At 58.5% G+C, this 22,653-nt stretch carries 18 protein-coding genes, 3 pseudogenes and 1 CRISPR repeat array; of the genes and pseudogenes, 16 read left to right on the top strand and 5 right to left on the bottom strand.

The genetic code is table 11. The features are described 5' to 3' along the window. Window positions 1-126 precede the first annotated feature (126 nt). Window positions 127-636: pseudogene (locus CKO36_RS10625) on the bottom strand (IS607 family transposase); the annotation flags it as partial. Between the two features lie 21 nt (window positions 637-657). Between CKO36_RS10625 and CKO36_RS10620 the strand changes: the two are divergent. The 8 genes and pseudogenes from CKO36_RS10620 to CKO36_RS10590 all read left to right on the top strand — a co-directional run bounded on the left by CKO36_RS10620 (window position 658) and on the right by CKO36_RS10590 (window position 4,191). After that, window positions 658-1,530: a type I restriction endonuclease subunit R, EcoR124 family gene (locus tag CKO36_RS10620; RefSeq protein WP_420826325.1), complete on the top strand. Its 873-nt coding sequence runs from the start codon at window positions 658-660 to the stop codon at window positions 1,528-1,530. Between the two features lie 26 nt (window positions 1,531-1,556). Continuing rightward, window positions 1,557-1,796 (top strand): DUF2281 domain-containing protein, encoded by a 240-nt coding sequence (locus CKO36_RS10615; protein WP_200284032.1) that lies wholly within the window; start codon window positions 1,557-1,559, stop codon window positions 1,794-1,796. A gap of 188 nt (window positions 1,797-1,984) precedes the next feature. Then, entirely contained in the window at window positions 1,985-2,608 is a 624-nt protein-coding gene (locus CKO36_RS10610) for a restriction endonuclease subunit S (RefSeq protein WP_200284031.1), read from the top strand. Continuing rightward, the gene (locus CKO36_RS10605; RefSeq protein WP_200284030.1) at window positions 2,605-2,967 is read left to right on the top strand and encodes a zeta toxin family protein; all 363 of its coding nucleotides are present in this window, start codon (window positions 2,605-2,607) and stop codon (window positions 2,965-2,967) included. The genes CKO36_RS10610 and CKO36_RS10605 overlap by 4 nt, the downstream gene beginning before the upstream one ends. Further along, the gene (locus CKO36_RS10600; protein ID WP_200284029.1) at window positions 2,964-3,161 is read left to right on the top strand and encodes a hypothetical protein; all 198 of its coding nucleotides are present in this window, start codon (window positions 2,964-2,966) and stop codon (window positions 3,159-3,161) included. Before CKO36_RS10605 ends, CKO36_RS10600 begins: the two co-directional genes overlap by 4 nt. Next, window positions 3,158-3,592: pseudogene (locus tag CKO36_RS19760) on the top strand (type I restriction-modification system subunit M N-terminal domain-containing protein); the annotation flags it as partial. The gene CKO36_RS10600 and the pseudogene CKO36_RS19760, both read left to right, overlap by 4 nt. Window positions 3,593-3,794: 202 nt before the next feature. After that, window positions 3,795-3,911 (top strand): annotated as a pseudogene (locus tag CKO36_RS19755) (hypothetical protein); the annotation flags it as partial. Beyond that, window positions 3,868-4,191 carry a hypothetical protein gene (locus CKO36_RS10590; RefSeq protein ID WP_200284036.1) on the top strand — a complete coding sequence of 108 codons (324 nt, stop codon included), beginning with the start codon at window positions 3,868-3,870 and terminating at the stop codon, window positions 4,189-4,191. The pseudogene CKO36_RS19755 and the gene CKO36_RS10590, both read left to right, overlap by 44 nt. A gap of 47 nt (window positions 4,192-4,238) precedes the next feature. Here CKO36_RS10590 and CKO36_RS10585 read toward each other — a convergent pair whose 3' ends face one another. After that, window positions 4,239-5,039 (bottom strand): BrxR family helix-turn-helix transcriptional regulator, encoded by an 801-nt coding sequence (locus CKO36_RS10585; protein WP_200284028.1) that lies wholly within the window; start codon window positions 5,037-5,039, stop codon window positions 4,239-4,241. A 72-nt stretch (window positions 5,040-5,111) separates the two neighbouring features. Here CKO36_RS10585 and CKO36_RS10580 point away from each other — a divergent pair, with 72 nt between their 5' ends. Genes CKO36_RS10580 through cas2 form a run of 8 tightly spaced genes read left to right on the top strand, consistent with a single transcriptional unit; the run spans window position 5,112 to window position 14,039 of the window. Further along, complete coding sequence (locus CKO36_RS10580) at window positions 5,112-5,840, top strand: CRISPR-associated endoribonuclease Cas6 (RefSeq protein ID WP_200284027.1); 729 nt, start codon at window positions 5,112-5,114, stop codon at window positions 5,838-5,840. After that, window positions 5,837-8,677, top strand: coding sequence for a hypothetical protein (locus CKO36_RS10575; protein WP_200284026.1), 2,841 nt, complete (start codon window positions 5,837-5,839; stop codon window positions 8,675-8,677). Before CKO36_RS10580 ends, CKO36_RS10575 begins: the two co-directional genes overlap by 4 nt. Before the next feature lie 13 nt (window positions 8,678-8,690). Then, window positions 8,691-9,674 (top strand): type I-D CRISPR-associated protein Csc2, encoded by a 984-nt coding sequence (locus CKO36_RS10570; protein ID WP_200284025.1) that lies wholly within the window; start codon window positions 8,691-8,693, stop codon window positions 9,672-9,674. Further along, entirely contained in the window at window positions 9,671-10,300 is a 630-nt protein-coding gene (locus CKO36_RS10565) for a hypothetical protein (RefSeq protein WP_200284024.1), read from the top strand. The genes CKO36_RS10570 and CKO36_RS10565 overlap by 4 nt, the downstream gene beginning before the upstream one ends. Continuing rightward, complete coding sequence (locus CKO36_RS10560) at window positions 10,291-12,261, top strand: DEAD/DEAH box helicase (protein WP_200284023.1); 1,971 nt, start codon at window positions 10,291-10,293, stop codon at window positions 12,259-12,261. Before CKO36_RS10565 ends, CKO36_RS10560 begins: the two co-directional genes overlap by 10 nt. Continuing rightward, window positions 12,218-12,766: a CRISPR-associated protein Cas4 gene (locus tag CKO36_RS10555; RefSeq protein ID WP_200284022.1), complete on the top strand. Its 549-nt coding sequence runs from the start codon at window positions 12,218-12,220 to the stop codon at window positions 12,764-12,766. Before CKO36_RS10560 ends, CKO36_RS10555 begins: the two co-directional genes overlap by 44 nt. Beyond that, a complete protein-coding gene (gene cas1, locus CKO36_RS10550; RefSeq protein ID WP_200284021.1) occupies window positions 12,766-13,734 on the top strand; it encodes a CRISPR-associated endonuclease Cas1 in 969 nt (322 codons plus the stop codon). The genes CKO36_RS10555 and cas1 overlap by 1 nt, the downstream gene beginning before the upstream one ends. Window positions 13,735-13,736: 2 nt before the next feature. Next, entirely contained in the window at window positions 13,737-14,039 is a 303-nt protein-coding gene (gene cas2 / locus CKO36_RS10545; RefSeq protein WP_200284020.1) for a CRISPR-associated endonuclease Cas2, read from the top strand. 124 nt (window positions 14,040-14,163) lie between these two features. Next, window positions 14,164-18,573: a CRISPR direct-repeat array (repeat unit 28 nt; unit sequence GTTCCGAATCCCCATGAGGGGTTATGAG). Window positions 18,574-18,632: 59 nt separating this feature from the next. On the opposite strand, the gene CKO36_RS10540 is transcribed toward cas2, so the two are convergent. The 3 genes from CKO36_RS10540 to CKO36_RS10530 form a co-directional block, all read right to left on the bottom strand. Beyond that, complete coding sequence (locus CKO36_RS10540; protein WP_200284019.1) at window positions 18,633-20,150, bottom strand: bifunctional metallophosphatase/5'-nucleotidase; 1,518 nt, start codon at window positions 20,148-20,150, stop codon at window positions 18,633-18,635. After that, on the bottom strand, window positions 20,147-21,727 hold the full coding sequence (locus tag CKO36_RS10535) for a diguanylate cyclase (RefSeq protein WP_200284018.1): 1,581 nt from the start codon (window positions 21,725-21,727) through the stop codon (window positions 20,147-20,149). The genes CKO36_RS10540 and CKO36_RS10535 overlap by 4 nt, the downstream gene beginning before the upstream one ends. Before the next feature lie 193 nt (window positions 21,728-21,920). Next, window positions 21,921-22,652, bottom strand: a complete 732-nt coding sequence (locus CKO36_RS10530) for an LrgB family protein (protein WP_200284017.1) — start codon at window positions 22,650-22,652, stop codon at window positions 21,921-21,923. Window position 22,653 lies beyond the last annotated feature (1 nt).

The raw sequence follows: 22,653 nt of genomic DNA, 5'->3' as shown, positions 1-22,653 counted from the left end.
CGCCGGGATTGTACTCAGCCTGCGGGCGCTGAGCCAAACGACCGGGCGCTGGCAACAATTTTGGCAGCGAATTGATCAATTCGGTGCCGCCTGTTTCGGGTGATCACATTATTCAAAGGCCGCACCCTCCTCGACCATCTCTTGTTCAGGGGAGAGGGAGTCCTGATTGACCGCCAAGATCTCGCAGCCGTTTTCTGCGGCGATGTGCGCGAATAAGTCAAACCCAAAGCGCATCAGCCGATCTTTGTGGCCGATCAGCAGCAGGCGTACTTCCCCGCGCTGAATCCGATCCACCAGGGCGAGAAAGCGCTTGCGCTTGAAGTTCATCCCGCCGCCGACTTCTTGCACCCACTCATCGACCGCAATCCCCGCGCCCAGACAGTAGGTTTCCATCGCTTTGACCTGGGAGGCGAGATCGTCTTTTTGTCTCGCACTGGAGACCCGGCAATACACCACCACATCGCGCGTCTTAGGCGCCCCGCCCAGCATCAGGCGAACATCGGACTCATCGAAATACCGATGCCCCGAGGGCAGGCGCTTGGCCTGCAATTTCCCCTCCCTCTCCCAACGCCGCACGGTCTGCACTGACCGGCCAATGCGCTTAGCAAACTCGCCTATGCTGTATTTACTCCTCATAATGAAAAATTATAGACAGCTTTGAAAATAAATCAATCAACTGTTAATTGCTCCCCACCCGCCGAAGGCAACCGCGATGTCAAGCAACTGCAGGAAGACCTCCCGCAAGAGAAAGCCGCCCTGCAGCAAATCATGGCCGACTACAACGCCCAATACGGCACCAACCACAGCATCGGCGAGTTCGACGGCTACTATCAGGACGTGCAGCAACGCATCAAAGACCAGCAGTACCCCAACAGCGACCTACCACACCGCCAATACCTCAACACCCTCTATGTCGACAAGAACCTCAAGCACCACGGCCTGATTCAAGCCTTATCGCGGACCAACCGGGTGCTCAACGACACCAAGCCCTACGGCCACATCTTTGACTTCCGCGCCCAAGGTCATCGGTTCGTGCTCTTCTCCTCGGCGCTGATCGACTACGACTACATCATGGCGCTGATCGCGTGCTATCGTCAGGAACCGCCCGGCAAGGAGACCCTGAGCCGCGACCAAATCGTCAGTCTGCTCTGTGGTCAGAGTAATCTGATGGACGAACGCGACGAGATCATCGCCTATATTGATACCCTGCAAGCCGGCAAGGGTCACGGCGGCACCGAAGAGATCAAAGGCGAGTACCAGGTGTTCAAGGCCAATAAAAGCCGGGACGCGCTGACCGCCATGGCCGTGCGCCACGACCTCGCGCCCGAGGCGCTGCATGGCTTCGTCGAGGGGACTCTTGACCGGATGATTTTCGATGGCGAAGCGCTGACCGAGCTGTTCGCCCCGCTGGAACTGGGCTGGAAAGCGCGCAGCCAGGCCGAGACCGCGCTGATGGCAGAACTGGTGCCGGTGCTCAAGAAGCAGGCGGGCGGGCGGGAGATTTCCGGATTGGCCGCGTATGAGCACTAACCAAACAAGCAGGGGAATTTGCGACGATGAATCATGCGCAACTCATTAAAAAAATTCAGGCACTCCCACCAGACAAGCAAGTTGAAGTTTTTGATTTTGTTGATTTTCTAAACGCGATGCATGCGTCTGCGAATGATCCAAACGGTGTCGATAACGAATGGACAGCCGCTGAATTTCGCGAGATGAGTCTGCATCAGGCGCTGCGCGGCATGGAAGAAGAACAGCCACTTTACACCGTTGATGATCTCAAGGAGCGCTGGCGTTGAAGCGTGCCGGCCAAATCGCGCTGGTTCCTTTTCCATTCACCGACCTGTCCGGCACTAAACTTCGCCCGGTGCTGCTGTTACGCAAGGCATCGGCATCCTTCGATGACTGGCTGTCTGGGAACCATTGGTGATCAGCGATTGCAACAGATTCGGCAGCGACTCGCCGCATGGATTGTCGAGGATGAACTATGAACGATATGCGTCATGTGCCGAGGTTGCGGTTTCCTGAGTTTCGGGAGGCGAGGGAGTGGGAGATTACTAAAGCAAAGACTCTTTTCTCGAACAGAGTTCAGCATGGTGAAGATGGTCTTCCAATATATTCGGTGACCATGAATGACGGTTTAGCCAAGCGTGATTCTCTTGAAAGAAGAATCGACGACATCTCTCAAGCAACCGGCAACAAGAAAGCTCATAAGCATGACATCGCTTACAACATGATGCGAATGTGGCAAGGAGCTTCAGGTGTCGCTTGTGAAGATTGCATGGTAAGTCCCGCTTACGTCGTCCTAGCACCATCCGAAGATGTTTGCGCTGAATTCTACGGCTACTTTCTCAAGTTACCGCAATCCTTGCAGGTATTGACCGCGCACTCACAAGGCTTAACCAAAGACCGCCTGCGGCTCTATTACAAAGATTTCGCTCAAATACCTCTGCCAAAACCGCCATTGAGCGAACAACAAAAAATCGCCGCCTGCCTCTCCTCCCTCGACGCCCTGATCGCCGCCCAGGCAGACAAACTCGCTGCCCTCAAGACCCACAAGAAAGGACTGATGCAGCAACTCTTCCCCAGCCCTGAGGCGCAGAACGGGTGACGGGCAAGAAGATCATCATGGAGGAAATCCGCCACTGCTTTCAGCGCGACCAGAGCTTTGCGCTGGAAACCACCCTGTCCGGGAAAGGCTACCTGCGGCAGATCAACCAATGGCGTGAACGCGGCTATCGCGTCAGTCTCTATTTTCTCTCGCTGCCCAACGCGGAAACCGCCATCGCCCGAGTCGCCGAGCGCGTTCGCCAAGGTGGGCATCATGTCCCGGAAGCCGTGATTCGCCGTCGCTTTGCCGCTGGCCTGCATCACTTTCATCACGACTACAAACCCCAAGTCCATACTTGGGCACACTATGACAATTCTGGCCTCGACCCCCTTTTACTGGAATGGAAAGAACATCCGTGAACGTCCCCGACCTCTCCACCGCTACCGATCCGGATTTGCGTGCGTCCTTCACCGCCCTGCAGCGAGCGGCTGACATGGCGCGGAAAACGGCCATGCAGACCGAGACCGATCTTGTCGTCGTTCAAGAAGGTCAATTAGTGCATCTTTCGGCCAGCGAACTGCGCCGGCAAACCACAGGGAAGGCGGGTACATGACCCAAGACCAACTCAGCCAACTCGGCAAAACCCTGTGGGCCATCGCCGACGACCTGCGCGGCGCGATGAACGCCGATGACTTCCGCGACTACATGCTCTCCTTCCTGTTCCTGCGCTACCTCTCCGACAACTACGAGGCCGCCGCCCAGAAGGAACTCGGCCTGGACTATCCGCAACTGCCCGCCACCGACCGCCGCACCCCGCTGTCGCTCTGGTACCAGGCCAACGCCGCCGACGTGCCCGCGTTCGAGAAGCAGATGCGTCGCAAAGTCCACTACGTCATCCACCCCGATTACCTCTGGACCAGCATCTTTGATCGCGCCCGCACCCAAAACGCCGAACTGCGGCAAACCCTCGAGCGCGGATTCCAGCACATCGAAAACGAATCCTTCTCCAGCACCTTCCAGGGCCTGTTCTCCGAGATCAATCTCAACTCCGAGAAGCTCGGCCGCACCCCGGCGGAGCGCAACAACAAGCTCTGCACCATCATCGGCCGCATCGCCGAAGGCATCGCCCAGTTCTCCACCACCAGCGACATCCTCGGCGACGCCTACGAATACCTCATCGGCAACCTGATCACCCACAGGTGCCTCCGGGTCCGGCAAAAAAGCCGGCGAGTTCTACACCCCGCAAGCCGTCTCCACCATCCTCTCGCGCATCGTCACCCTCGACAGCCAGGAACCCGCCACCGGCAAAAAGCAGCGCTGTGCTAACACTGGGTATTACAGACACAGGGTTTGCTCAAGATGAAGCTCTGTTGGTAAAAGATGCCTCAATGATTAGAGCACCACAGAGAAACATAGAGGATTTCTGGAATAGCTTTGAATGGTCTGAATTAACAACGGCTGAACAGGCCGCTTGGGCGAAACTTGAATGGGATCAAACCAACTGGGATGGCCAGGCACCACCACCTGCCTCAGAAACTAAACAATGGAATGAACTGACACCGGACGAGCAAGCCGCAGCCACACAACTTGGCTATAATGAAATCTCTTGGAATATCGCAGCTTCAAATGAACAGAACCTTTAAGGGTTCTTGGCCGAGCCTAAAAAGCGGAATCGAACTCGTATTGTTAATCATTTAACTGGTATCCACAATGGAATACCAAACCGTTGATCGACGCGGCCAAACCTCGCATTGACATAGAAGACGAGAGCTTTCCGCACATGGGTAAGTCTCAAGGCGTCTTGCTCCTCATTGAGAAATTCGAGTCTCAAGGCCGCCTTGGTACTATCAGGCAAATCCGGGTTAATTTCAAATTCAAGGTTCATCCGTTCCACCCACTCCGCATCTCCAGTCGCAGCCACCCACACCTGACTGCTCATTTCCGCAGCGACGATTCGCGCTAGGACAAAGTCACGATAGCGGTTTCTCTCGTGGCAGTAGGCGCGGATGTGATATCGCTCATTGGCGTAGACCAGTTGATGGGGCGAGATACAGCGCACACTGTTAGCATGTTTTGCCCAATACTCGATTTCCACGGCTGATTCAAGTCGCAGCGCCTCCAGCACAACACGGACCGATTGCTCATCATAGATCGGTCGAACCAGCGTCTCGGCGTCCGTGAAGGGCAACTCGGCCCAGTCAGGATCATCAAAAAAAAGCGCGGTATGGGTGACCGCACGCTGGTAGTCGAGAAAACGCGCGACATCCCGGCGAATGTAATGCGTCTCGAAGGCTTCGGTCAGTCGGTGACGACGACGCCGTCTGTCGTAACGCATCTGACCCGGATGCTGACGGCGATACTGATCGATTGTGTGCTGCGCGTTCTGGCGCGCGATGCCGAACGCCTTGCCGAGTTCCGTGGCTGTTAGGCCACCGCCCCAGAGCAGACGTGCTTCGATAAAGGAAAACCGCCTGAGCATGTCATGATTCATATCTTGCCCTGGGTCGCATAGGTTGAACTTGTCGTCTAGACTATCATCATCAAAACGAAAAAGGACATCGACATGCGTCGGATTCGACTGAAGCTCGCGCGGGGCCGCTGGGCCAGCTACCGCCATTTGGACTTGATCCACGATGCCATCGTCAATGCGCTGACTTCCGCAGGCGCCACTTCAGAGCAAGTCATTGGCGCCCGAGCGCATCCTTGGACTTTTGCCGCGCTGGGCCATCGCCGGGAACGGGAAGGGCGAGTTCACAGCCTCGTGATCTCGACATCAAGCCCGGAGCTTGCCGTCGCGCTAAAGACTTTGAAAACCGATACCTTGCGCTATGCACGGGCTGCGACTGGAGAGTTGTTCGACTTTTCCGCAGCCTCGGTGATTCAGGAAGATCCGCCACTCTGTGCCGATCCTGGGGTCTTGGGTGTTCTCGCGCTCGCGCCGATTGTGATCCGTGACCGATCCGCCGAGGGTACACGCTGGCACAGCTCACTGGCGGATGTCGATCTCTCCGCCGCAGTCAACGCACGCTTAAGCCGGTTCGCCGGGCGAGAGGTGGCGCTGACTATCCAGCCGGACAGCCTCTACCTGCGCGCCAATCCTAAGCATTCTGTGCTAGTCAGCACCAAACGCATGAAAAACGGCCGCTCAGCCTTCGTTATTGGGATGCAAGCTCCGCTGGTGCTCGCTGGCCGCCAAGAGGATCTGTTGCTCGCCTGGTATGCCGGTATTGGTGAGAAAACGCGCAATGGTTTCGGCTGTATCGGCCTGGCCGAAAACGGAGTTGGACGATGAGTGATGCCCTCCAGGAAGCGACGAAACTGGCCGCAGATGTCTACACCGCCTTCATGCGCGATGTCGTCGAATCACATGTACTCGCTGATCGCACTGGCGGCGAGCTCGACAACAAAAAAGCGGCGGCGCGCGATGCGGGCCGCATCATCGACACGCGGGTTGTGCGCCTCATGTCCATCAGCGGCAAAGGCGGCTATTCAGGTGACGCCAAGCTCCGTGAGCGCTATGCCGCGAGCACCAATGTGACCTTGCTGGATCACCTGCTCTCGGTGGTACGCGGCGCCCTGACCTTTGCGACCCTGGAAGTGTTGGGCGCTAATCCCAACGCTGATCGCGCAGCATTGCTCAGCCAATTGCAAATCCTGGCCGCCATCGCCTTCGTGCATGATCTCGACAAGGATCTGCAACTGCCTCGCGACACCCCGCTGCCGCTCGACCAAGTCGCCGAGCGGTGGGCGCGATATGGTTTGAATCAGTTCGTTGGTGGAGACCATGTGCTCACGCCAGATCAAGTCCGCTATTTGATCGAGCAAGCAGAAACGACACAAGCGCATCGCAGCCCCCCAGCCGTTTATCCGCCACGCCAGATCGAACAACTGACGCGCTACATCGCGCTGGCCGACAAGCTTGATGGCTTGTGGCTCTCGGACGGTGTCGACGCGGTGCTCAAGCGGTTGAGCACTGATCGCAGCTTATCCACGAATGTGCTGCGCGACTGGGCCGTGATCGACATTTTCGATCCGCACCATCCCTTTTTGCTCGACGAACTGCAACGCGCGATTGCCAGCAAATCCTGGCCGGTGCCGCCGCTGCTGGAGGTGCATCAGGACGGGCGCTTGCTGATGCTAATTCCAGCCGACCGCGCCGAGCAGATCAAGGTGCGCGCCGTCAAGGCGACCTGCGCCTATCTATCGCGCAAATTGTTTGGGATGCGCGTCAATATCTCCAATCGGGGCACCCCGGAAATTTTGGATGCGGCGCCCGACCATGAAACGCTCGCGACCTTCATGAGCAGCGATGAATTGCCCGCACGCGATTTGGGCCGGCTGTTCCTCGTCAAGGCAGGTTTGGCGAACGCGGAAACCACGCACCACATGGATGCGCTGTTAGGCGATGTCGGCCTTGGCCCGATGTGGCCGAAAGCCGCCGGACAAACCCTGAGCCCCTATCCCGCTCCGGAGCGGCTTTCAGAGGACGCGCAGCACCTGTTGCGCAAGGCGGGGCATTTGATACTGCTGCTCAGCCACAAGCAGGTCAAGGAGCTCCCGGATTATGCCCAGCGCGAGCAGCTCGTCATCGATGCCGTCGACCAAGAGCGTCCCGAATGGATTAAAGCCATTGAGGATGCCGCCTCACGTCGCGCCATGACCGCCCTGTGGGCCACCCGACAAGCGGCTGATGACGCGCTCATTGATGAGCGCATTTGGGGCGATGACGGACTTTTGCAGGGCTGGCTTGAGGGCGCTGATGGCAGGCGCGGGCTGCGTGACACCATCCAAGGAGGTGGACAGAACATCATTGAAGCCGTGTCAACGCATTTCATTGAGCGGCTGAATGGCTCAGCTACTTGTCAGGCTGAAGTCGACACCAAGCGCTGCATTTTCACTGATGTCCCCGTTTCCGATAGCGCCACCTTCGCATCTGCCGATCAGCTCTACGAAATCAAGAAGTCCGCCTTTTCCGGCCGCGATGGGCGACTGGAATCCATCGAGTCGGCACGCGGGGAAACCCACATCTCGCCGGTTGCCTACGCCGAACATCGTTTCCGCAGCTTCATTCACGCATCAGTGGTCGCAAAGCCCGACGGCATCCCAACTTTGTTGTCCTCGCCAGCAACGACGGGCCTATTCGCCGCCTTGGCGCTCAATAATGACCAAGTTATCGGGACCCTTTCGGTCTATGACTTAGCGCGCGAGCAGCCCGCAAAAGGATTGGTTTATGAAGGCTATGAGGTCTACCAACATCGCTATCGCGTGGCGCGCTTCGAACGCATCCCAGAGCGCACAGAAGAGCAAGTTGATCAGCTACGCCTGCTGCTCCGCGCGGCACTGCGCATTGGCCGTCCCATTCACCTATTCCGCGGACTGCCCACGCAAGAAAAGGCCTTCTTCGCCTTCGACGCCATGCCACGCCGGCTCGCCGATTTGATCGGTGGTAGCCGACTGCGTATTGAGCAAATTCTAGGTGCACTGCAACGCCTGGAAACCGCCCAGCTGATTCTAACCACCAACGGCTTGGGATTCGAGGTGTTCGATCGCTATGCGCGCGCGGAGACTCGGCTGGGTGCGACCTGTCTGTCGTGGGCGCAACTTCACAACGAAGCCAAAGACGGAAAACCGGATCGGGGCGCCCGTTTCCGGCGTGAATTCGAGCAACTGGTAATGGAGAACAACATGAGCAAGACCGAAGCCCCGCTTGTCGCTTTGGGGCGAGCCGCCGCGCGCATTCAACAACGACCGCGCTGGGATGCCTCCGCCAACGAAGAGCTCTTGGCTTTCAACATTAGCCTTGAGACAGCCATCGCGGTATGGAAGCTCGGCCAACGAGATGCTGAATCCCTGGCAATGGCGATCGCGGGAGAACTCGATACGAATCTAGTGCGCAAGCAAAAAGCCGCAGCAAAAAACCACCGTGACGATGTGAATTTCACGACCGAATGCCTCGCTTTCGCCGAGCGTTTTGTCGATGACGTCTGGTTTGGCGTCCTCAACGGCCGCCCGCCCGCGCAAGTGAATCGAAAAACCCTTGCCAGCATTTATCGCATGTCCTTCCTCACCGCACCGCGCCCAAAGGCCGAGGCCGACCAAGAGACTTCCTCCACCGAAACCACTGATTAAACGGAGAATCGACATGGAACGCTTGAACGATTATTTGCCCAAGCTGGACGATCTGCTTGAAAAGAGCCAAGGCGACAAGAATGCCTATCTGCACCCGAAACGCAAGAATCTCGGCAGTGTGTCGTTAGTCGTGGTGCGCGAAGCTATTGCACCGCTCGTGATTCGTAACGCGGAACAGGAAATCACCGACATCGAGTTCAACAACGAAACCTATGTCCGCGCGGTGCCCAATAAGTTCAAATACCCCGAGCGTGGCCGCGCATTGCAGATTTTGCGCGCCATGAACGCTGGCGGGCGCTATCCGCAGAATCGCACCGCCATTCCCAAGGGCAGCAAAGCCTCGGACTCCTTTGATCTGAATACCTTGGTCTTCGGTGACTCCGCCAACCACGACAGCAAGGTGCTACCAGTGCGCGCCGCTGTGAATTACTCGGATGCGCTGAGCCTAAAACCCAAGTATTTGTGCGTCGGCGAGAGCTTCCACAATCGTGGCTTTGAGGACGGCACCCTCTGGGATGCCGATGCTAAAAAGAATACCGACAACCTGTTTAGCCGCCACTTCATCAACCCTGGCACCCTGTTGATTCAGGTGCTCTCCACGCGCGGCAAGCTGCTGCCACTGATTGGTCTGAAACATTTGCTGCTGTCGGTTGGACTGGCGGGCAGCTACGGTGGTCAGACGGCAGTGACCGGGATCAATGTGCGCAGCCACTTCGTCGGAATCTATGCGGACCTGTTCGAGAAAGCCGAGACCTCGCCATACGAGCTGATCAAGCGCATCGACGGCGCCGAGATCACCGATGTTGCAAGCCTGACCCAGTCCATCGACAACCTGCTCAAACCGCTGCACAAGACCAGCATCCCCGGCACCGAAGTGCAGGCTTGGGTCGAATCCCTGATCCAGGACTTCAACCAACCCGGCGGCGCGCTGGAAGCGGAATACCAGAAGGCCGCCCAAGCGATGGTCCAGTTGTTCGACGGCTGGTTCGGAAAATGAGCACCATCACTGGGCTGCGCGCGACAACCCTCTCCCCGTTCGCCTACCACTCGCTCGCGGTGCAGGGCGGCACGGCGACACTGCCCGAGCTGATTGGGGATAACGCATTGTCTTTCGCGTTGGCCCATGCCCTCGGCTATGCCCGCGTCTGGAGCGCCTTACCGGAAAAGGACTACCGACGCGATCTGAGCGTCCTGCCCTGGCGAGCATCGGTCTTGATGGCGGAGGCACCCAAGCTGCTCCCGCCGCTGGCACGCCGCCTGAACCTGGAGGAAGAAGGCGGCTTTCCCAAGAAGCTGCGCGATGTCGTCAGCAAGGGCAACCTGAAGCAATATTGGCACACCCAGGAAGTACCGCCGGACGCGGTGTTTCACGGCGCTTTGTTCGGCTTCGATCCCTTTGCCGCCACCGGCCAGAAGTCGCTGGTGATCCGCATCGGGCTGCACCGCAACGGGCTGGTCAAGTTGGAGCGCGACAATCTCAGTGGCCCTGTGCGACTCAACGCCTGGACGGCCATGCAGTTCGAGCGCCAACTGCCGGTGCAGCGCTTTCTCATCTACCCTTTGCAACTGACGGCCCCGATGGCGCTCGCTGATGCAGCGGCGGAGGTCGCGCAATGGAACTAACGATCACCCGGCATTGCGTCGCCCAAGGAACGGATAGACTCTCCCCGCTGCAGCGCGCGCTGCTTGAAGACGAGCATCGGGTCCGAATCGCCGAAGCTCCCACAGGTGCTGGCAAGAGCTACGCATTCCAACGCGCCTTGCGTGACAGAGGTGAGCGCGTGCTCTTTATTGTCCCCACCCGACGGCTGGCGCAAAATCTCGCCAGCGGTCTGGTGCAGGATTTGATGAATTCCGGCTGGGAGCAGACGCGCGCTTGCGGTGTGGTGGCACTGTGGAGCTCCGACCAAACGGCCGATTGGAAGGCCCAAGGAATCGTGCACATCAACGGCTTGCGCTTGCGGCAGATGCAGGCGCTGCAACTCGGCGGCAGCGATGGCGAAATGATCGTCGCGGTGCCGGAAGTCGTCAGCGCGCTCTTGGTGCGCCGACGCGTCGAGACAGGGCAAGCCGGCGAAGGCGTTTTTGACTTGCTCGCTGACTTCGATCACATCGTCTTCGATGAATTCCACACCATCGAAGCACGCGGTTTCGGCTTGGCGGCCTTGTTCGCCCGGCTGATCACCGCCGAGCGCGATGGCAGTACCGGCTATGGTCGCGCCAAACTGAGTTTTTTGTCCGCGACGCCCTTGGACTTGCTACCCACCCTGAAACAGGTCGGCGTCGATCAAGAGCAGGTTGCCGTTTTGCGCGAGACCTTGGTCGATGACGGCCGCCCCTTGCACGGTGACGTGGTGCTTGCTGTGCGCGACACACCGAGCCTGCGCGAGCTGATCCACGCTGAGATCGATCACATTCGTGATGAAATCGCGGCCGAGCAGCAGGTCGTGGTGATCTATGACGCGCTCGCCGCGCTGGAAAAAGACCTACCCGTCCTGGCCCGCTGGCTTCCTGATGGCGGGATTGAGCCTTCCCGGGTACTGGTCGTCAATAGCGTACGCGACAGCATCGCGCAGAGCCTGCATGAGGCTGGCTTCGCCATTGGGCGCAAATGCGATCCATTGCGCTATGACCTGATCCTGGCAACCGCCAGCGTCGAAATGGGCGTGACCTTCCGCAATGCCAACTTGATGCTCATGGAGCCCGGCTTCGAGCCGATGAACTTCTTGCAGCGTTATGGACGCGCGGCCCGGCGAGGCGCCGACGGTCGTGTCATCGTGCGACTCGATGATGCGCGCACCCGCCGCGATCCCTGGGTGCGTGGCCTGCGAGAATGGGTTGCATCACACGATGGACAACGCTTGGGGATCGAGGACTTGACTACCGTACTCAGCCAAGCCGCAGTCTCGAGCAGCAACCGCGCCATGGCGGCGGGCAGCTTTGGCCGATTGTCCGGACGCGCGGCCTGGTGTGCCGGGCTTTACTGGATGCTGCTGATGGATCACCCCAGCAACCGCAGACACCGCCGATCACACTTATTTGAGCACCGTCCCGATACCGCGAAAGGCCTTTACCGCTTGGAGCAGACGGTGAAGACCTTGGCCAAGGAGCCGCGACTGGCGCCCTATGTCGAGCCTTGGCTGAAGTTATTTCGCGCCCAAGCGCTCGACCTGCGCACCATCGAAGGAAAGATCCGCGTGGTCAATGATCGCGGTGAAGCCTTCGACTATCCCGGGGTCTGGCTTAAGCGCGAGACTTGCGTGCTCGACCGTTTTCCGCTGATTGACGACGAAATCCGCATTACCGGCAGTGTCGACGACTACTGGCGCGACGAGCCCGACCGCAACGCCAAGCGCCGCTGGATTTGCCATTTTCCCCACACCTCGGAAACCCGCTCGCTGCCCTTTGATGATCGACTCGTCGAGGCCTGGTGCCGCGAGATCGAGAACGTCGACCACTACGCAGTCGACTGGGACGACTACCCCGAGGCGCTTGAGGCCGCAAAGAAGCTGGTGCGACTCACTGGCCTGGTGCCTGGCCATGACCCCGACATTTCACTGGACGCAGTCAGTAGCGTTCTCTGAGCGCATTGACCGGCTGAATTTGCACGGCCTGCATTTTCAGCACGTCAATCTGTGCGAGCGCCGCGCTTGGATGTATCTGCACCGGATTAATTTCGCCCAGTGGAACAGCCGGGTCGCCACAGGACTTGCCCACCAGAGCACGCATTACAAACGCGACCGCTCGACAGTCGGCCTATTCGGACTTGCCCCGGATCGCCTCGACTGGGAGCAGGCAATTGTGTTTGAAAATAAAGGCACGGCGGGCGCTTCCACAGCGGTTGATCGGCAAGTCGGCTTCTACGCCGCCATGTTGTCGATCGCGACCGACCGAACTTGGCGTGGTCGCGTGCAGGTACTCACCAATCGGCGCTGGCGTGAAGTGATTCTCGACCCTGCCCTGCTGGATGGACTTTGGAACGACAGTCTGCGCCTTGAGCACCTCGCCCAGACGCAAGCCGTGCCTAAAACCCCACGTATTGGCCTGTGCACGAACTGTTCGCTGGCTTCTTTTTGCGGATATGACTAATGGAAACCCTTTTCGTCGCACGCGATGCCATCCTGAAACAGCGTGAAAACACGCTTGCAATCTCCTGCGACGGCAAGGTCAAATCCTTGCCGATCGAGACGATTCGTCATCTGGTTCTGCTTGGCGAAACCCGCCTGAACAGCCGCCTGCTGACGTTGTGTGGCAAGTATGGCGTCAGATTGTCTGTGTTTGACTACCACGGCTACTTCAAGGGCTGTTTCGAGCCGATTGACCGCAATCCAGCCGGCGCTGTCAAACTCTCGCAAGCGCGGCTATTGCTCAACGACAAAAGACGTCTCACGGTTGCGCGTGAAGTCGTGCGCGGCGCCGCTCACAATATAATTGCGAATCTACGCTATTACCGCTACCGTGGCACCGAGTCACTCACGCCAATCATCGACAAGATGCTGCGCTTGATGGACAAAATCGGCAAGGCAGACAGCAACCCGACCCTGATGGGCATTGAAGGCAACCTGCACGAGTGGTACTACAGCGGCTGGAAGCACATCCACCCGAGCTTGGATTTCACCCCTCGCGTGCGCCGCCCGCCGAACAACCCTATCAACTGCCTGCTCTCTTTCCTCAATCAGCTCACCTATTCCGTGGTGCGTCACGAGGCGAGCAAGACCCACCTGGAAGAAACCTTCAGCGTGCTTCACAGTCCAGGGCAGGGCCGTGCGTCCCTGAGCTTGGACCTAGCCGAACCCTTCAAGCCCGTTCTCGTGGACATGTTGATCTTCCGCATGGCGCGGCGCGGAACGCTAGCGGACAACTGGTTCGACACCAAAGACGGCGTCTGTCTGCTGACCGAGACAGGCCGCCGACATGTGGCAGAACAATTCTCCCTGCGTCTTGAGGAGCAACTCAAAGAAAGGTCGTACCGGGAATGGATCTATCGCGAGGCACTCGCGTTTGAACGAGAAGTGCTTGAAGTGGCAGAGTATGAATCCTTCAAGAGACAGCCATAGCCATGTTTATGCTGATGACTTACGATGTCGAGGCCAAACGGACAAACCGATTCCGAAAACTGCTCCGCCGCTACCTGAATCACGAACAATATTCTGTGTTCACTGGAGACATCACTGAAGCGAACGCCATCAGACTGCGCCGCGAGCTCAGTGAATTGATGATACCCGAGGATCGGCTGACGGAAATCACCGCCGCAAACCGACGAAATGTCGAAGTGACCCACTTGGTAAAATCCGAATCCGGCAAAGGCGAGGTTGCCAGGTCGGAGGATACTCGCCACAAGACCGACTTTGGTGTCTTGTGATACCAACTTCGATACTCACTGAAGCACGCCGCGCACTCTTGCGACGTTGTCAGATATCATCTGGCTCTGGAATTTTTTCTTGCCGACACCATTTCGGCACCGGAAATTTGCAAGAATCTCGAGGGTTCCGAATCCCCATGAGGGGTTATGAGTCAACGTATGATTTGACTCTTGAATCGTGGTCTATTGTTCCGAATCCCCATGAGGGGTTATGAGTTTCAGGCGGCGCAGTCTCAGGCGGGACAAGCTACAGTTCCGAATCCCCATGAGGGGTTATGAGAACTTGCGCGGCCAAGCTGAATTGACATGGGCGCAAGTTCCGAATCCCCATGAGGGGTTATGAGGAGCGGGTCACCGCATCGGAAGACACGCACACCATGTTCCGAATCCCCATGAGGGGTTATGAGACGGCGGCATCAGGGCAGGCGGATGGCGCGCGATGGGTTCCGAATCCCCATGAGGGGTTATGAGAGCAGAAAGCCGGTGAAGCCGCCGATCAGATCATCAAGTTCCGAATCCCCATGAGGGGTTATGAGAGAAACTCAGGCGCGCCGTGGCGCAGCGGCATGGTGGTTCCGAATCCCCATGAGGGGTTATGAGCTGCTGATCAATGCCCGCGACCGCGCCAGCTCGGTCAGTTCCGAATCCCCATGAGGGGTTATGAGATCGTGATGTTAGCCTCGACAACATCCGCACCCGCAAGTTCCGAATCCCCATGAGGGGTTATGAGATTACCGACGCCCACATTGACGGGACTTGACGGGCGGTTCCGAATTCCCATGAGGGGTTATGAGAGTCCGCATCAACGGTGCCTATCACCGTGTTGATCGCGTTCCGAATCCCCATGAGGGGTTATGAGAGATATGCGACGCCCATCCGTATGGATTTTTGTACCGTTCCGAATCCCCATGAGGGGTTATGAGATGAGCCTGCAAAACGTGCAGGTGCGCCTACCCATGGTTCCGAATCCCCATGAGGGGTTATGAGATCGAAGCGGCTTTCTTTGGCCTGGCAGGAGTCATTGGTTCCGAATCCCCATGAGGGGTTATGAGTTCAATGCAGACACTAACCGGATCATTGCTGATCGCAGTTCCGAATCCCCATGAGGGGTTATGAGGGACCAATCGGCCTCGGTTGTCACTGTGATGGAGTTGTTCCGAATCCCCATGAGGGGTTATGAGATCAAGGTCTTAACGCCCAATGTTTGCGCGATCAAGGTTCCGAATCCCCATGAGGGGTTATGAGCTTCGGCTTGGCTGCTCGCCTTGCAGAGCAGGCGGAAGTTCCGAATCCCCATGAGGGGTTATGAGTCAGCAGCAGCATCGGTGGCCGCGCCGGATGATGCGGTTCCGAATCCCCATGAGGGGTTATGAGAGATCATAGGCGTCGCTGCCTTTGAGCGCAGCGGATAGTTCCGAATCCCCATGAGGGGTTATGAGAGGTTGGCAATCTCGGGATAGCCCTGGCTGACAGCCGGTTCCGAATCCCCATGAGGGGTTATGAGGGTCGCGCCACTGACAACAGCGCCGTCACTCAGTGGGTTCCGAATCCCCATGAGGGGTTATGAGAAGAGATGGCTCCTGGCGAAAGCCGGGAATATGACGGTTCCGAATCCCCATGAGGGGTTATGAGACCGCAATTGGCGTCCTGGCAGACCGCACCCAGACAGTTCCGAATCCCCATGAGGGGTTATGAGACCACCGGCGCCCTGCCGGATGTCGATTCGACAATTCGTTCCGAATCCCCATGAGGGGTTATGAGACCGCCCTCGACGCGATTGCCGGCCAACCCTGGCTGTTCCGAATCCCCATGAGGGGTTATGAGGCTATACCGACGCAGAAATCGACGCCGCTGTCAAAAAGTTCCGAATCCCCATGAGGGGTTATGAGTCGCCGACTTGCGCGCGGCCATCGCCGATGCCAAGCGTTCCGAATCCCCATGAGGGGTTATGAGCGCGCCTGTTGCGTGCCGATATACAGCACGCCGCTGGTTCCGAATCCCCATGAGGGGTTATGAGACATGAGCTGCAAGGTGCCGGGCTTAATCGGGCTGATCGTTCCGAATCCCCATGAGGGGTTATGAGGTCTTAAAAACACACTTGATGACATTGACGGCGGCGCGTTCCGAATCCCCATGAGGGGTTATGAGTGGTCTGCGCCGGCGCTGGATGTCGATGGCGATCTCGGTTCCGAATCCCCATGAGGGGTTATGAGAATGTCGGCTCCACGGTCTTCGGCGTCGTTGGCACGTTCCGAATCCCCATGAGGGGTTATGAGATGGCTGACGCGCTGGCTCGCTCCGGGGTCTGACAGCGTTCCGAATCCCCATGAGGGGTTATGAGGACGCCCAAGCCAACCTCGCTGCCGCCCAAGAGGCCGTTCCGAATCCCCATGAGGGGTTATGAGAATCACACCAGTTACTGTTGTGGCATCTCTTATTGCGTTCCGAATCCCCATGAGGGGTTATGAGTTCTTTGATTCAGGGTTTTGTTTGTCGCGGTCCCATCGTTCCGAATCCCCATGAGGGGTTATGAGAGCGGCGGCAATGCCGTCAAAGACTTCGCCAAGATCGTTCCGAATCCCCATGAGGGGTTATGAGGGCGCTGAAGGCTTCGCCAGCCTCCAGGATTTCGGTGTTCCGAATCCCCATGAGGGGTTATGAGAGCGCCGCTGGCGTCACTCTCGATGGCACCAACAATAATTCCGAATCCCCATGAGGGGTTATGAGCTCAAGGACTGGCAACGCCGCCGCATGGAAGCGCGGTTCCGAATCCCCATGAGGGGTTATGAGCGTCCGGGATGCCACCATCCAAGATCATGGGGCCAGCGTTCCGAATCCCCATGAGGGGTTATGAGCCGTGCTTGCCATCGGATGGCCGGCGGGCAATCTTTGTTCCGAATCCCCATGAGGGGTTATGAGAGCGCCGATCATGCCGCGCCGGCTGGTATCTCACCCGGTTCCGAATCCCCATGAGGGGTTATGAGCAGTTGCTGGTGACTTTAGTGGTTGTGATGATGAAGAGTTCCGAATCCCCATGAGGGGTTATGAGTTGCTACAGTCCACAGCATTTTATTAACTCCTCCGCGTTCCGAATCCCCATGAGGGGTTATGAGGAGTGGTACGACCTGTACCACATCGACGGCACAGACGTTCCGAATCCCCATGAGGGGTTATGAGAACGGCAACGGCGGGACATATTTCACTGTCTTGGCAGGTTCCGAATCCCCATGAGGGGTTATGAGCATCAGAACGGCCCCCCAAGATAAGGCGCTGCCGCCGGTTCCGAATCCCCATGAGGGGTTATGAGACACACTGACGTGTAAAACGCTGGCTGCGCCGCCCAGTTCCGAATCCCCATGAGGGGTTATGAGACGCACGCCTGGCACCCAAGCCCTGCGACCGCCGCGAGTTCCGAATCCCCATGAGGGGTTATGAGCTTCCACGAACATTTTGCAACGGCTCAGTCCCGCTGGGTTCCGAATCCCCATGAGGGGTTATGAGATTTACATATCACAATGCGGATCCAGCCTGCTGGGTGTTCCGAATCCCCATGAGGGGTTATGAGAAGCAAAACAGCTTGGCCTTACGGACAAGGATCGGTGGTTCCGAATCCCCATGAGGGGTTATGAGACTTGCCATCGAGCCGTTGCGGTGTCGCCGTCACCCCGTTCCGAATCCCCATGAGGGGTTATGAGCCCGAGCTGGACGGCGGCGACTGGCTCCTGGACTGGCTGTTCCGAATCCCCATGAGGGGTTATGAGTGTGGGCCGCCGTGCATCTGATCGAATCGGTGCTGCGTTCCGAATCCCCATGAGGGGTTATGAGTTTTTGTGCCGTGCGCTGGATCAGGTCTGGCAGCGTGTTCCGAATCCCCATGAGGGGTTATGAGACCAATTGACGCATGGGAACATATTGCGCTGACAAGTTCCGAATCCCCATGAGGGGTTATGAGTCCCACTGATCGGAAAACTTATCGCCCAGCAAGCTCGTTCCGAATCCCCATGAGGGGTTATGAGTTGTGCCCGGTTGTGACTACTCCGAGCGGTCTGCCGCGTTCCGAATCCCCATGAGGGGTTATGAGCTCAAACAATTTAACTCACTGCTTCGCGCTGGCCAGGTTCCGAATCCCCATGAGGGGTTATGAGGCTGGCGATCTAAGCGCGGCCGCACAAAGGCACACGGGTTCCGAATCCCCATGAGGGGTTATGAGAAGCGCACCGACGGGCGCGTGGCGCACATCCGCCAGCGGTTCCGAATCCCCATGAGGGGTTATGAGACCACAGCCCGCATCAGCGCAATAAGAGCAATGCGGTTCCGAATCTCCATGAGGGGTTATGAGACTGGCCGCGCCATTGACTGACCAGCCCGCCACACCGGTTCCGAATCCCCATGAGGGGTTATGAGTTGCTTTGACGCTGACAGTTAGAGACTGCCCCCCTGGGTTCCGAATTCCCATGAGGGGTTATGAGATGGGCACCGGTAACCCTAACGCGACACCCCCTGTTCGTTCCGAATCCCCATGAGGGGTTATGAGCTTGGAACAAGAGGAACGCCGACATGACATAACCTCCATTGGCTATGATGAGCCAAGCTTCAGCGGCGCAATAATCGCCCGTCGATTCCAGCATCCACCCGGCCTGGCTGGCGAAAGGCATCGGTCACCAGATCCAAGACAAGCCGCCCGGTCGCCGTGGCGCTGGGTAGGTCTTTGAGCTCGGCATAGCCGTCGCCACCGGCGGCCAGGAAATCCGACATCACCAGCCGATAGTCGGCGTCCCTGTCCAGCGGCTTGCCGCCGATCTGAATTTCTTGGGCGGTGCCGTCCTCAATCACCAAGCGCACGCCCGAGACTTGGAGAAAACCGCCGGGGTCATCCTGTGGGTCGAGGGCGGCGGAACGGTTCAGTACCTGCTGAAGTCTGGCACCGCGAATGGTGGCGGTGACCAGTTCGTTTCCGAACGGGAAGGCCTGGTGGAGATCGCGCAGGCGCACCTCGCCGGCTGACAGGCTGGCGCGGAAGGTGCCGGCGTTGAACAGGGCCACATCGGCCCCGGTCTGGGCGCGGGCCAGATCGCCCACCCAGTCGCCGAGGTTGCTTTCGCTGCGACGGATGACCGCGCGACTGGCATCGAGCATCCGGGCGTTGTACCCAACAACCACCTCAAGTTCTTCGGCGAGACGCGCGTTCAAGTCAGCGACTCGTGCGGCGATGGACGCGTCTTCGGGTGCGCGGTCGTCAACTGGGATGGCTTGGTAGCCTTGGATGTCGATCTGTCCGTCTTGAACCACCAAGTCCAGCCGGCCCAGGTAGCGCCCACGGGCGCCGGCCTGGAGGATCGCAACCCCCTGTTCGATCGCCGGCTGTTTTAGCAGGCGGTGATTATGCCCGCCAACGATTAGATCGATTCCCGGAACGGTCCGGGCAAGCTGCCGGTCGGCGGCAAGCCCCAGGTGCGACAGAACCACCACCAGATCCGAGCGCGCGCGCAGCCACGGCACCCAGCCGGCAGCGATCTCTGCGGCGGATTGCATGGCAATTCCGCTGGTGTTGCGCGGATGGGTGGTGGTGGTCAGTTCCTCAGTGACCAGGCCGAGGAGCCCGATACGCGGGCCATTCGGCCGATGCAGAATCTGGGTTGCGGGCGTTGGAAAAGGAAGCGGAGAGACCTCGAGGTTGGCAGCCAGGATGGGAAAGCCGGCGGTGTCGAGAAGCTTGCGGAAGACGTCTTGGCCGTAATCCAGCTCATGATTGCCCATCACCGCCGCATCCACGCCCATCTCCGTCAGGAGCTCGATGTCCGGGAGACCAAGAAAAACCGTCGAGGTGACGGTGCCCTGGAGCAGATCACCACCAAAGAGCAGCACCACCGGCCGGGTTGGCTCCTCGGCGCGGATGGACTGCACCAGGCCGGCGAGTCGAGCGATGCCGCCCAGGTGTCCACTTGTGGTCGGGCTGTCGTCCGGGTTTTCCACCGGATCCAGCTGACCGTGAAAGTCATTGAAGTGCAGAAGGGTCAGCGGCAGTGCCTCGCCAGCCAGGGCGAGTGGCGGGGCGAGTGCCGCGACGAGCAGCGTCGCGACCGCCAGGGCAATAATGAACGGACGTGTCATGGAACAGTCACCCAATTCCCACTCTCGGGTCCGAAAGAAACGACCGCGCCGGTAATCACGGCATCGTGGAGAGCAGCTTCGGAAACCGGCACTCGGCAATCCGAGATTTCGGGCTGGAGGCGATAGCCAACCCAGGTATTGCGGCCTTGCGCCTTGGCTTGATAGAGCGCTAGGTCGGCCAACTTCAGCAGTCTGGCGTCGCATTCCGCATTCTGCGTGTCAGCACCGCACTGGGGGCAGAGTGCGAAGCCAACCGAACAGGTCAGGTGAAGTCTAATGTCTTGATCGCCGAACAGATGTGCGGCGGTCTCCTGGCAAATGCGCTTGGCGATGGAGCTGGCACTGCCTGCGTCGATACCCGCGCAGAACAAGCTAAACTCCTCGCCGCCACTGCGGGCCAGAATATCCTGGCCCCGACTGCATTGCTCCAACAGCTTCGCCATCTGTTGGAGTACCCCATCACCCACATCATGGCCGTAGCGATCATTGACCTGCTTGAAGTGATCGAGATCAATCATGATGAACAGCCGACTGGCTCCGGAATGACTTTCCCGGTCCATGGCCAGTGCCTGTTCCTGATAGCGGCGGTTGCCGAGTCCCGTCAGGGGATCGGTGAGGCTGTCATGCTCAAACTTTTTGCGTTCACGTTCCAATAATAGACGACCTTCGATAACGCGCTCGGCCATCTCCTCGAACGCATGCGCCAATTGGCCGATTTCATCCTGTGTCGTGGAATGCTTGAAGTAGATGCTCTTGTGGGCATCACTAAAACGCTCGGCTTCCGCCTTGAGCACCAGGATTGGTCGGACCAGGACATGTTGAAGAAAAATATAAGCGACCAGGCTAGCGAACAAACCGGCCAGGAAGATCGCCGCCATGTAATAGCGCGCCGAAGCCAGCATCTGCTGGTAGTAGGGACGTTCCTGCTGGAGATGGATGTACAGATCATCTCCCCCTGCGTTGAGCAGCGGCACTCCCATCTGCGACAGACTTTGATTCTCCGACAACGCTTCAAACCGCAGTTCAGGCAGCGCCGGCTTTTCCGAAATCAACCGAACGGGCAAGTGCAACTGTTCCGACAACTCGCGGATGAAATCATCATCAATGAGACGCCCGAAATAGAAAGTTCCCCGTGACGGTCCCTGGCCTTTGGTGGGAAGAATCCTGGAAGACGCGAGGAGTAACACGCCGGCAGGCGATTTCACCAAGCCGATCCCACCGTCGCGCAGTCGGGACTCGACATCAGTTGCCCCCAAGGTCTCCATCACCAGCGGTTCGGTCAAAGTATGTTCGGGATGGGAGAAGCGACTCACCAACAGCTGGCCATCTGCGCCGACGATGGCCAAAAGATTCAGCTTCAAGTCTGTCAGCCAATTGACGGTCAGATTGTTGGCTTCGTAATCGGGATTGAGGGTCGCAGCATAGTGGTAACTGTCATCCCACTGCCCCCATTCCCGGCTAGATTGCTGAATGCGCCTGAGTTCTTGCTGGATCGCCTGCTCGACGCGCATCAGATCAACGAAACAAGAACGACGCTCAATGTCTTCGACTCCGGGCAGGATCAGTGTAAAGAACACCCCAGCCATTCCCAGGCTGAGCAGTCCTAATATTAGGCACAATCCCAAAATCAATTTGAATCGGATCGTCATACTTCGGCACCGTTGCAACATCCTTCTCGTTTACTTAACCGGCCAGATCGCGCCACTGTGATCACCGATGTCTCACGACAACGCCTGAGTCTCGCGAAGGGGATGAAGGTCGTGCACAACGTCAGACGGGAAACAGCCAGCGCACCACCGCAGGCAGCAGGACACTGGAGATCAAGGCCATCAGCCCCATGGCCAGGGCGGCAAAGGCGCCGGCCAGCGCGCTGGTCTGCAAGGCCCGCGCGGTGCCGATGCCATGGGCGCTGACCCCCAAAGCCAGGCCACGCGCGCGATCATCCCGCACGCCCACCGCTGTGAGCAGCGCCGGGCCAATCACCGCCCCCAACACGCCCGTGAGCACCACTAGAGCCGCAGTCAAGGAGGGCAAGCCGCCCAGTTGCTCGGCGATGCCCATGGCCACCGGCGTGGTGACGGACTTGGGCGCCAGAGACATCAGGGTCTCGCGCGTCGCCCCCAGGCTGGCGGCGATCACCAGGGCGCTCGTGGCCGAGACCAGTGCGCCGATCACCATGGCAATTAGGATGGGCAGCCACAGGCGGCGAATCCGATCCAGTTGTCGATACAGCGGCACGGCGAGCGCCACAGTGGCTGGTCCGAGCAGGAAATGGATGAACTGCGCGCCATCGAAATAGGTCTGGTAGTCGGTATCGGTGATCAGCAGTACGCCGATCAGCACCAGCATGGATACCAGCACTGGGTTCAGCAGCGCGCGGCGGCCGCTGCGTTGAAACAAGGCATCGGCCAGCAGATAAACCACCAGCGTCAGTGTCAGATGCAGGAGTGGACGGGTAGCCAGGTAAACCCAAAGCGCGTCCAGGGAGCGGTCGGCGGGCATT

It is taken from the genome of Rhabdochromatium marinum, from assembly GCF_016583795.1.
Taxonomy (GTDB): Bacteria; Pseudomonadota; Gammaproteobacteria; order Chromatiales; family Chromatiaceae; genus Rhabdochromatium; species Rhabdochromatium marinum.
This window is presented reverse-complemented; position numbering and strand designations above follow the sequence as displayed.